Raw genomic sequence first — 10,153 nt, 5'->3', positions numbered from 1 at the left:
GTCGTTTTTGAGAGAAGGGCGGAGCGCGCGTATCCTGCTAAGGTTGGCCGAGTGGTTGTACCATGCTATATAACCGGAAGGCGAGCCGTCTGCATCTATCGTGATGCTTGAGAGACGCAATCCGTATGTTATTAACGCCCACCACATTAAAGCCCTCATTGCTCACAAAATGTTTACCAGCCGTTCAACTATGTGAGACAAGCCATCGCGATTTGGCATATTTTTTCATGAAAAACTCGCCGTTCTGGCGCACCACGTTCCTGAACAGGTCAGGCTGCATCTGGAAGGCAGGCGTGTCGGCACGGTAGTGTCCGCAGCGCCAGCATATCCACTCCGTCCAGTTCCCGTCCCTGTACCGGTATACCCGGCCGGGGCATTCAGGGCATGCGTCCATGACACTGTTTTCCGGAAGCCTTTTCTACTTCGCTGCTCAACGATTTTAAATCATTTGGTAGAATTAGTTTAAATCATGCCGTCGAGTCTTTTACCTCACTTGAGCAACGAAGTGACATTATCTCTTCAGGAAAATGAGGTGGCTGCCGGCCAAGAGCTCCACGGCAAGGTGGCGATAAACTATGCAGGGAGGTGGGACAGCGTCGTCATAAACTCGCAGATCGAGAATTCAAGCGACGTGTTTTCCTACAGTTTCCTCAACGGCAAGAAAGTGAACCACCCCTATGCCAGGCTCTCGATATTCAAGGCCGAGCTTAAAGGGTCAACGGCCATCGACTTTGTGGCAAGCACCAAGCATGTCCCGGCCGAGTCGTCAAGCGTAAAGTTCAGGGTGACGCTCATTCAGGAGCACAAAGAGATCTACTCTGACATTGCCTACATCAAGGTAGTAGTAAAGAACTAGGCAAAGTTCTCTATTACTTCGATCTTGCCCTGCATGAATGGATGCGGCTCGCAGTGATAGGGGTATTCGCCTATCTTGGTGAAGGTAAACGTGAATTCAGAGCCGGGCATGACAAACGGCTCTTCCTCGTTTGCAAGCGAGTCAAATTTGCCGTTGATTGCATCGACATACCCATCGTCGGTGGTGACAGTGTGCGGGACGGTGTCGTTGTTCTTCCAGACCACCCGGCTGTCTATGCCTATCGTCGTGCGCGCATCCTTGGGCTCAAAGAACCTGCCGTTGGACTCTAGTGAGGCGCCTTCGATAATCAGGATTTCAAAACTTGATTCAGGGTTCAGGACGTCTTCAGGCAGTATGGGCTTGGCGTTTACCTGAGGGATGTAGACACCCTGATAGTATCCAAGGCTCACCGCAACGGCTACCACAAATGCAATAAAGCTGATGCCGCCGGCGTGACTTGTCATGGAACTGATCTAAACTCCCGGATTTTCACATATAAATTTTCAGATGTCAAGGCCCTGCAGGTCCTTTGACATCCGTCTCTGGCCCCGCGGCGGCCGTCTTGCTTCCAGGTGGAGTGCTTGTGGCTGCTGCCTTTTGCGGCGGCAGTTGCGCGGGCTGCGGTGCAGGCTTTGCCGCAGGCGCCTGCGAAGGCGGAGCGGTCAGCGGCTTTTCTGCAGGTATTGCAGGAGCAGGCTTTGGTGGCGCCTGCGCGGGCTTGGCTGACGGCGGCGTCGGCTTGGGCGGTGGCACCTTGGCCTGTGCCTTGCCATACCTGTACAGGTGGAACATGCCTGCAAACACCAGCATCATTATCCCTATCAGGAACAGGGAGTAGTTCTTCATGCCGTCGAGCATTGCATAGTATGCGGCGATGTTTAGGTAGACCTGGAAGCCAAGGAGCACGACAAGGAGCGCATAGAGCCACTTTTGCGAGAACTCGATGGACGACTTGCCCGCCTTCTTAGGCTGCGCCTTGGCGTTGGCCTCTGCGTGCTTGGCCAGCTTGATCATCATGTAGGTGAACCCAAACGACAGCGGCACCAGCAGTATCATGACCAAGTAAAAGAATATCGGGTCAATGACAAGGCGTTCGAGCAGCGCCTTGGTGCGGTCCGGATCGATGTAGAACCCCCAGTATGTGGTGACAATGATCTGTGCGAGGCTGGTGATACCCACGGCTGTGACGATGGGCCGGTCCTTCCACGAGAATTTCTTATACCTGTCGACGAAGGGGACGAGCAGTAATGCACCGATAAACAGCCCGGGCCACGCGACGCCAGTGACGAACTTGTCGTACATTGTGCGCAAGAATGCGTATAGCCCCGTCAGATACCACTCGGGCACCGTAATGCCGGGCGGCACGTACGGGTCGAAAGGCAGCCCCATGCCAACAGGGAACACGCCGCCCGTAAGCATGATGGCCCCGGATACTGCCATGACCATTGGGACGTCAAATACCAGAAAGCGCGGAAAGTGGACTACCATGAGGCCAAGCAGGGCTATAGGGAGCATAAAGACGTGGAACGTGTAAAAGCGCAGGATAAAGTCGTGGAATCCGGCACCAAAGAACGCTTCGCGCATCTGCGGCCCCAGGATAGGAATGGAATTGGTAAGCGACGCCGCAATCGAAATTGCAAGCTCGGCCCGCTCTGAGAATATGATGTCATAACCAGTGAAAGCCTCCAGGATCGAGAGCACGCCTAGAATGATGCCTGTCACCCACAGTATCTCGTTTCTGATCTTGTACCTGCCAGAGAAGTACTGGTAGTACATGTGGAGGATGGCAAGCATGACCATGCCGTTTGACGCGTGGTAGTGGATGTTGCGTATGTGGAATCCGTACGGGATGGTGTCGTTGATGTTCTTGACGCTGTTCCAAGCCCGGTCAAGGATGGGCTCGTACCACAGCATAAGCAACGCCCCGGTGATACCCAGTATAATGAATACGACGAAGGTGAGCATGCCAAGGAAGCCAAGCGGGCTTACGAACCTTCCGGGGAACGTGAACTTCATCCCCATGAATATAGTTCGCTCTACCCCGGCGTACACCCACCGGAAGAATCTCGTCAGACTGTTTTCATATGTTAAGGAAGCGCCCATATCCAACTATACCGTTCCTATCAGGAGTCCAGACCGGAGGCAGTATCCAGATGTTGCCGCTGCCGTCGACTTCGAGGTCGAGCCTGGGAAGCACATTTGAAGGAGGACCCTGCAGCGATGCCGGGCCGGCAAATGCCTTGCCGGTCATCGGATCATACAGGCTGCCATGACAGGGACATTCTCCCCTCTTGCGGCCTTCTCCGGGAAAGTATTTCCACAGGCACCAGAGGTGCAGGCAGACCATGCTGTATACCCTGAACGCGCTGGCGTCGGTCTTGTCGCCGCCCAACTCTGGCGGGAGCCTGATGAACTGCCACGTGCGAAAGGCCTCCTTGTTCAGGACGGGGTCTTCGCTTTCAGGGTAGATGATTGCCTCGGAGTGGTTAATTTTAAAAGTTTTAACGTTGGCCTGGCTTCCGTCAGGCAGCTTCACCGGCTGCCTCTCGCCCTGGTTGCCGGCGGGGTTTGGAAGGAACTTGCCCCATTCGACAAAAGGCGTAAACGTCATCACAGTGCCGGCAGCCGCCATAAGCTTGAGAAAGTCACGCCGGGACACCTTACCTCCTGTAGCTGGAGGGCTCTGCGCCATACAAGAAAATACGCTAGAATTTAATTAATAAATGTTTGTCCCAATGTGCGCAAGAGGTCAGCGCTTGTCGGTCCAGGGCGTGCCTTCCAGCCGGGCGTACTTCAAGTAGGCAGCAGCTTTGTCGGCGCCTGCCACTTTTGCGTTCTGCATGTTTGCCTCTACAAACACGGTCTGCAGCATGCGCATGTTGGACATGTCTGCGCCCTGCAGGTTGGCCCACATGAAATTCGTTTTTTGCGCGTCCGCGCCGGCGAGGTTTGCGTTCTTCATCTCGGCATACATGAACAGCGTGCTTCCGCAGTTTGCACCTTCAAAGTTGGCGCCGTTCAGGTCGGCCTGCACGAAATTGGCGCCAGACAGGTTTGCGCGGGCAAAGCTGGCGTTTGTGGCAACGATGCCGTTCAGGTACGCGCCCGCAAGGTCCCTGCCTGACAGATCAGCGCCTGCAAAATCAAGCTTGACTGTAAGGTTCTTCATCCTCCACTCGTTGAATTCCTGCACCTTGCCTTCCTGCAGCATTTTTAGCGCTTCGCCGGACATGGCTTTCTGTCCACATGCAACCTCATATATAATTTCAGGGATTCCAGGGGTTGATGCCCTTTTGGAACCTCAGCGCGTCGATGAGCCCTTCTGCGTAGCCGATGCTCAGCACTGCCAGGTCATGGCGCCCCTGCATCAGGAACCGCTCAGAGTCAGAGATGTAGTATTCGGCATTGTCGAGTACTTCGTACATGCCCTTTTTATCTCCCTTGTCGTCATCGCGCAGCACGTTGCGCATCTGTTTCACCGCCTCCTTTGCCTTTGGCGCATATCGCTCTACCATCTGCGCCGATATCCTCTTGATGCTCTTGGCGTTGTCGGCAGGGCCGTCAAGGCTGACTGTCAGCGCCTCTAGCGCCTCCTCTTCCGTAAAGTGGAGCATGCCGGTGATGATGACAGAGTGCGGCCCCGGGCCAAACCCGACGCCGGCAAGCGACTTTATCTTGCCTGAAACGATGCGCTGGTCGTCATCGCCAACCCTCGACGCCACTACTACAAAAGTCTCTTCGGAAAAGACGTGGTGCCGCTGGTCGCGCTCGACATCAAGGAGCATCCGGAATACCTGCCCAGGTTCCAGAAAGAACGCCCCCTTGTCGTCGTGGCTGTACTCGGTCAGCACGAGCGTGTGGGCGCCTGCCAGCAGATTGTCAAACACCGTGTTGTAGACTGAAATCGCCGACTTGGGTTCTGACATCATAGTCACAGTCCGGCCAAACTTGTAAATGTGAAGTCCGCACTCGCCCATTATCGACGCGATGCCGGACGCGCCATGCAGTACGGCAGTTTTTATCGAATTTTTCGCGGCCCGCGCCCGCAGCTCGCTGTGTGTGGTCGCGATGAGCGGATCGCCGTACGTCACCAGTGCTATCTGCTTTTCCTTTGACGCTTCGAGTATCTCCCTGCCGTCCTCTACGAACCACCTCTGCACAGGTATCGCCTGCCTGCCGGTGGCAGAGTTGAGGCCGGAAATGTCGCCGTCAGAAAGCAGGCTCGTGAACCTCTCCACGTAGATGACGTCGCACTTTTTCAGGATGTCTACGGCAGCAAGGCTCAGCCCGCGGTAGCCGTTGATGCCAGTACCCACAAACCAGAGCATGAGCATGGACGCGGTCTGCGCCTATATGATGTTACTTTTTGTTCTGCTTGCGGATGTGGTGTATGCGCGACATGTGGAAGAGCGCCCTGCCGAATACCTCGATGCTCGACACGTACTCGTCCACGTTGACGCGCTCGTCAGCAGTGTGCGAGGCGTGCGGGTCGCCAGGGCCGTACGTGACAACCGGTATCTTGAAGGTGTTGCCAAGGACGTTCATGTCGCCGGTGCCGGTCTTTCTCAGCAGCGTCGGGCGCTGTTTGCGCACGTCCAGTATGCCAAGCGACAGGGCGCGCACCAGGGGCGACGAGTGGTCGGCCTCAAACGGATCGGTCCTGTCCTCTATGCGATACGTTGCTTTCATCCCCTTCTCCTTGGCAGTCCGGGTTATCACGCCGTCGACGGTATCAAGGACGTTCTGACACGTGGTTATCGTCGGGATTCGCATGTCTATCGTTATCTTGCATTTTTGCGGCGTCACGTTGTGGCTCGATCCACCGCTTATCTCTGTGAGGGTGCAGCTGATCGAGTTTGCCTTGCTCTCGGCAGTCCCCACTCGCTCGATCTCTGATTTTATCGCCTTCCAGAAATCATACATTTCCTCTACAGAGTTGCGGGCAAGCCATGGAGCGCTTGCGTGCGCGCTGTCGCCCACGTCGCAGGTGAGCCGAATTGCAAGCCTGCCCTTGTAGGCAATTGTGATATTGTCGATGCCGGAAGGCTCGCCAAACATGGCATAATCGACGCCAATCTTGCTCTTTACCAGTTGCTTGACTCCGGCGGCGTTGCCCTCTTCGTCGACCACGCCTGCAAATATCACGGTGCCTGCCTGCTTTGGGAACTCGGACGCCGCGAGGAGCATGGCTATCAGCGGCGCCTTGGCGTCAGATGCCCCGCGGCCGTACAGGTAGCCGTCTTCGATGCGCACCGGCACTTGGCCCGGCACCGTGTCCATGTGGCCGCAAAGCAGTATGCGCGGCTCGCCCGTGCCTTTTGTGGCGATGACGTTGCCCACGCTGTCGATGTTGACCTGCTCAAATCCGAGCTCGTTTGTGCACTTGTCCTTTATCATGTTGGCAAGGGCGGCTTCCGACCTTGACGGCGTATACATCTCTAGCGCCTTTTGCAAAAGCTCGACCGCATAGTTTGGCGATACCAATTCGGTTACCCTTTATTCAGAGCAAAGGCATAATCAACCATTATCCCCGGGACGTCCACGCCGGTTACCCGGACGGTATTCTTGAATTCGGTAGTGTTATTCACCTCGTGCACCATCAGGCCGTCCTTGTTACTCTCCATCAGGTCGACGCCCACTATCTGGCCGCCGACTGCCTTTGTTGCCTTTATGCAAATGTCTTCAAGATCCTTTGTCACGGGGCAGACCTCCGCCCTGCCACCGAGTGCCATGTTGGTCTTCCACTCGCCGTCGCCAGAGTAGCGGTAGATGGCAGCTACCACATTATCACCGACGACGATGGCGCGTATGTCCCGGGGCGGGCGCTGTACAAACTCTTCAAAATAATAGACGTGGTAAAGCGGGAACATGTGCTCGCGGTCCTCTATCACTGCACGCGCGGCGTCTTTTTCCCGGAGCAGGCCTATCATCCGGCCCCAGCTCCCGACCACGGGCTTTATCACTGCGGGATAGCCAAACTCTTCAAGTGCAGCTATGGCCGAATCTTCTGAAAACGCGGCCACCGCTTTGGGCGTCCTGACTCCGGCCTTTTCAAGTATCATGTGCGCAAACAGCTTGTTGCCGGTCATGCTTGCCGCCTGCAGTGGGTTTATGACATGCGCGCCGAGACCCTCGAGAGCCGCCGTGGCGTGAAGGCTCTTGAAATAGGAGACAGAGCGCTGCAGCACTATTTTCCCTTCATAGCTTTTTTCGCCATTCAGGCTGATGTGGAGGTTCTTTATGTCGATGTTTTCAATGTCTACGCCCTTTTTCTTGGCAGCCTCGTACAGAGACTTTTCTTCCCACCGTATGGTATCATAGAGGATGGTGAGGGAGCTCCCCGTGCCAGCTCACTGACCCCAGTCTTCGCCGACAACCTCTGCCGGTTTTATGCCAAAACCGTTTTCGGCCTTGGTCAGCTCGTAGCTTGCACCGCAGTCCGGGCAAGTCACTATCTCGCCTTCTATCGAGTCTGCAGGCACCTTGATTTCCGCATCGCATTCTGGACAGTTGACCATTATTCCTTCGACCCTACCTTCATTGGCGCGTCATTAAGTATCTTTCTCTCCAGCCTGTCGTCAAGGTATAGCTCAAGTATGTCGCCCATGCGCAACTCCTTCAGTCCCTTGGCCAGCTGCTCTGCTTCGCGCTTGCCTGTCTCCAGGCCGAGCAGAGAGAGCAGGTAGGCGGCGCCATTCTTGCCGGCAAGTTCGCCAAACACTATCTTTCTGCGGTTGCCCACGGCCTTTGGCTCCAGGATCTCGTACGCGGCGGGGTTGCGCAGTATGGCGGCAAGGTGCGTGCCGGCCTTGTGCTTGTAGGCGCTGTCGCCCACTATCGGTTTTGACTCTGGTATAGGCAGGTCGGTGTATTGAGATATCGTCCTTGACAGGTCGCGCAGCATGTGGAGGCGCAGCTCGTTGTTTGACTTGTAGATGAGCGACAGCGCGACTGCCGTCTCTGAAAGCGACGGAATGCCGGTGCGCTCGCCAAAGCCGTCTATCGTGGTATGAATCTGGTCGGCGCCGGCCTCGCAGCCTGCCAGCGCGTTTGCCAGAGCAAGCCCCACGTCGTTATGGCAGTGGACGTCAAGCGCGGATCTTGAATTGTCGATGTGGTCGTGCACCATCTTTACCAGCTGGTACATTCCCCTGGGGCGCATTATCCCGACAGTATCCGGAATGCTTATCCTTTCAATGCCGCGCTTGTTCATCTCCTTGCACATCTCTATCAGGAATTCCGGCTCTGTCCTGCTCGCGTCTTCCATCGTAAAACGAGACTTTAGCCCGTGCGCCTTGATATAGTCTGCAACTTCGAGGGCGCGGATCTTGGCCTCCTCCCGGCTTATCTTTAGTTTGGCCGCCAGGTGTATGTCAGAAATGCCCATGTAGGTTGCAACCCACGTCGCGCCGCAATCTATGGCAATGTCGACATCCGACTTGATCGCCCGTACGTGAGCTACGATATCTGCCCTTAATCCTTGCTTGATTATTGTCTTTGTCGCCTCTACATGATCCGGCGAAACGACAGGGCTTATCTCGATCTGGTCAACGCCAAAAGAGTCGAGCATCCACGCTATCTGGATCCTCTGCTTTATCGTGAATGCGACGCCGGGGTGCTGCTCGCCCTCCCTGAGCGTGCTGTCAAGTATCCTCACCTTTCTGCCGGACGTCGCGGCGTCCTGGCCCCCCATCCTGTTATACAGGTGTGCATAATGATTCGGGTCGTCTGATTTTAGCGACATTTCTGTTATTCATAGCATTATTCGCACACGATATAAACTTTATCGCAACTAAAACAGCGACTTTCGTAGCCTAGATTAGCAAGAATCGCTAATTTCAGACCACTTGGCCACGAAAAACATCTGCAGCAGAGCAAAAAGGTGCGACAACGGTCGCGTAATTATGAAGACAGATAGCTGTTGACGGTTTTCGCCAGGCCGTCGAAGGAGCCTTGCACGAATTTCGCTCTCTTTTTGACGCCCAGCTCATACCCGGCAAGTTTTGACCTTCCTGCCTTTATCATCTCATCCTGCTCTTTCGGGTTTGGCGAGCCTGCGGACCTGCGGAGCTCTATCGACCTTTCAGGCGTCATTTCCTTTACAACTTGTGCCAGTTCTGCGCCGGTCACTTTTGCCTTGGCCTGCTTTAGCACGGCTGCTATTTCCTTGGCGTCTAGTTTTGACAGAGGAATGTTTTTCTCGGCTGCCTTGCCGACGAGCGCGCCCACTATTTTGTGCGCGCTGCGAAAGGGCGTGCCTTTTATCACCAGCTGCTCGGCAACGTCGAGCGCGATGGCATAGCTGTTTTTCGACACTTCAAACATCCTTTCCTTGCGGACATGGAGAGTCCTGACGACTCCGTCCATGACCCGGACTGTGTCAATGGCTATGGACGACGCCTCGAATAGCTGCGGCTTCAAGTCCTGCAGGTCGCGGCTATAGCCGGACGGCAGACCCTTTGTAATGCCGAGCACGGCCACCAGCTTGCCGGCCACCATGGCGGCTTTGGCGCGCGTCAGCTCTAGCGGGTCGGGGTTCTTTTTCTGGGGCATCGCGCTTGACGTAGAGCTATACCGGTCTGCAAGCTCGATAAAGCCAAACTCGGTGGTGGACCAGAGGATGAAATCTTCCGCCATGCGCGCAAGCGTGCCGGTCAGTATTGCAAGCGCCGCCATGTATTCGAGAAAAGAGTCCCGAGACGTTGTGGCGTCTAGAGAGTTTTTCACAAGGCCGTCAAAGCCCAGAAGGACCGCGGTGCGCTTGCGGTCAATGTCGATGCTGGTGCCGCCGATGGCGCAGGCACCGAGAGGCGACTGGTTTATCCGGCCAAACGTATTGTAGATGCGCTCAAGGTCCCGGGAAAGCGCGTCCGCGTATGCAATGAGGAAGTGGGAGAACGTCCCCAGCTGGCCCTGCTGCAGGTGTGTATAGAGCGGCATTATGGCGTCCTTGTTCTCTGCAGCCCTCTTTAGCAGGCCGCCTATGAGGTCAATTATAGAGGAGCACAATTCGTTAATGTCGTCGCGCACCTTCATGCGTATGTCAAGGACCACCTGGTCGTTTCTGGACCGGGCAGTGTGCATCTTGCCTCCTGCGTCCATGCCGGCAGTCTTTATCACAAAAGCTTCAAGCGCCTCGTGTATGTCCTCCGCGCCCTCGGCGTCTATTGCGCCGGGATTCTTTTTCGCCCCTTCAAGCGCAGAGAGAATCTTTTTCAGCTCTTGCAGCGTGATGTGGCCCTTCTCGTGAAGCATTACCGAGTGGGCCTCGCTGCCCACGATGTCGTAGTAGAGTAT

The 10,153-nt window shown here is 55.5% G+C and carries 11 protein-coding genes; 1 reads left to right on the top strand and 10 read right to left on the bottom strand.

Features of this window, described 5'->3' with window-relative positions:
- The first annotated feature begins 493 nt into the window (after nucleotides 1–493).
- The gene (locus ACREAY_RS06720; RefSeq protein WP_431754994.1) at nucleotides 494–856 is read left to right on the top strand and encodes a hypothetical protein; all 363 of its coding nucleotides are present in this window, start codon (nucleotides 494–496) and stop codon (nucleotides 854–856) included.
- Here ACREAY_RS06720 and ACREAY_RS06715 read toward each other — a convergent pair.
- The 10 genes from ACREAY_RS06715 to argH all read right to left on the bottom strand — a co-directional run.
- On the bottom strand, nucleotides 853–1,320 hold the full coding sequence (locus ACREAY_RS06715; RefSeq protein ID WP_431754993.1) for a cupredoxin domain-containing protein: 468 nt from the start codon (nucleotides 1,318–1,320) through the stop codon (nucleotides 853–855). The two genes, ACREAY_RS06720 and ACREAY_RS06715, sit on opposite strands and share 4 nt — an antisense overlap.
- Nucleotides 1,321–1,366: 46 nt before the next feature.
- The gene (locus tag ACREAY_RS06710; protein ID WP_431754992.1) at nucleotides 1,367–2,959 is read right to left on the bottom strand and encodes a cytochrome b; all 1,593 of its coding nucleotides are present in this window, start codon (nucleotides 2,957–2,959) and stop codon (nucleotides 1,367–1,369) included.
- On the bottom strand, nucleotides 2,937–3,548 hold the full coding sequence (locus ACREAY_RS06705; RefSeq protein ID WP_431754991.1) for a twin-arginine translocation signal domain-containing protein: 612 nt from the start codon (nucleotides 3,546–3,548) through the stop codon (nucleotides 2,937–2,939). Before ACREAY_RS06705 ends, ACREAY_RS06710 begins: the two co-directional genes overlap by 23 nt.
- Before the next feature lie 57 nt (nucleotides 3,549–3,605).
- Nucleotides 3,606–4,088, bottom strand: coding sequence for a pentapeptide repeat-containing protein (locus tag ACREAY_RS06700; protein ID WP_431754990.1), 483 nt, complete (start codon nucleotides 4,086–4,088; stop codon nucleotides 3,606–3,608).
- A 34-nt stretch (nucleotides 4,089–4,122) separates the two neighbouring features.
- Nucleotides 4,123–5,190, bottom strand: coding sequence for a diphthine synthase (dph5, locus tag ACREAY_RS06695; RefSeq protein WP_431754989.1), 1,068 nt, complete (start codon nucleotides 5,188–5,190; stop codon nucleotides 4,123–4,125).
- Nucleotides 5,191–5,215: 25 nt separating this feature from the next.
- Nucleotides 5,216–6,340 (bottom strand): M20/M25/M40 family metallo-hydrolase, encoded by a 1,125-nt coding sequence (locus ACREAY_RS06690; protein ID WP_431754988.1) that lies wholly within the window; start codon nucleotides 6,338–6,340, stop codon nucleotides 5,216–5,218.
- 5 nt (nucleotides 6,341–6,345) lie between these two features.
- A complete protein-coding gene (lysX, locus tag ACREAY_RS06685) occupies nucleotides 6,346–7,182 on the bottom strand; it encodes a lysine biosynthesis protein LysX (protein WP_431754995.1) in 837 nt (278 codons plus the stop codon).
- Nucleotides 7,183–7,206: 24 nt separating this feature from the next.
- Nucleotides 7,207–7,374 (bottom strand): alpha-aminoadipate/glutamate carrier protein LysW/ArgW, encoded by a 168-nt coding sequence (gene lysW/argW / locus ACREAY_RS06680; protein ID WP_431754987.1) that lies wholly within the window; start codon nucleotides 7,372–7,374, stop codon nucleotides 7,207–7,209.
- Nucleotides 7,374–8,600, bottom strand: a complete 1,227-nt coding sequence (locus ACREAY_RS06675) for a LeuA family protein (RefSeq protein ID WP_431754986.1) — start codon at nucleotides 8,598–8,600, stop codon at nucleotides 7,374–7,376. Before ACREAY_RS06675 ends, lysW/argW begins: the two co-directional genes overlap by 1 nt.
- Nucleotides 8,601–8,758: 158 nt before the next feature.
- On the bottom strand, nucleotides 8,759–10,153 hold a 1,395-nt coding region (gene argH / locus ACREAY_RS06670; protein WP_431754985.1), incomplete at its 5' end, for an argininosuccinate lyase.

Origin of the sequence: Nitrososphaera sp. (genome assembly GCF_050748925.1) — an archaeon.
GTDB lineage: Archaea > Thermoproteota > Nitrososphaeria > Nitrososphaerales > Nitrososphaeraceae > Nitrososphaera.
Note: the sequence above shows the minus strand (reverse complement) of the source record. Positions and strands in the feature narration are given on the sequence as shown.

What these genes read in the sequence shown, in the direction of transcription:
- ACREAY_RS06700 (WP_431754990.1), bottom strand. Translation starts at nt 4,088, where the DNA reads ATGTCCGGCGAAGCGCTAAAAATGCTGCAGGAAGGCAAGGTGCAGGAA.
- dph5 (WP_431754989.1), bottom strand. Translation starts at nt 5,190, where the DNA reads ATGCTCATGCTCTGGTTTGTGGGTACTGGCATCAACGGCTACCGCGGG.
- ACREAY_RS06715 (WP_431754993.1), bottom strand. Translation starts at nt 1,320, where the DNA reads ATGACAAGTCACGCCGGCGGCATCAGCTTTATTGCATTTGTGGTAGCC.
- ACREAY_RS06710 (WP_431754992.1), bottom strand. Translation starts at nt 2,959, where the DNA reads ATGGGCGCTTCCTTAACATATGAAAACAGTCTGACGAGATTCTTCCGG.
- lysW/argW (WP_431754987.1), bottom strand. Translation starts at nt 7,374, where the DNA reads ATGGTCAACTGTCCAGAATGCGATGCGGAAATCAAGGTGCCTGCAGAC.
- ACREAY_RS06675 (WP_431754986.1), bottom strand. Translation starts at nt 8,600, where the DNA reads ATGTCGCTAAAATCAGACGACCCGAATCATTATGCACACCTGTATAAC.
- ACREAY_RS06705 (WP_431754991.1), bottom strand. Translation starts at nt 3,548, where the DNA reads ATGGCGCAGAGCCCTCCAGCTACAGGAGGTAAGGTGTCCCGGCGTGAC.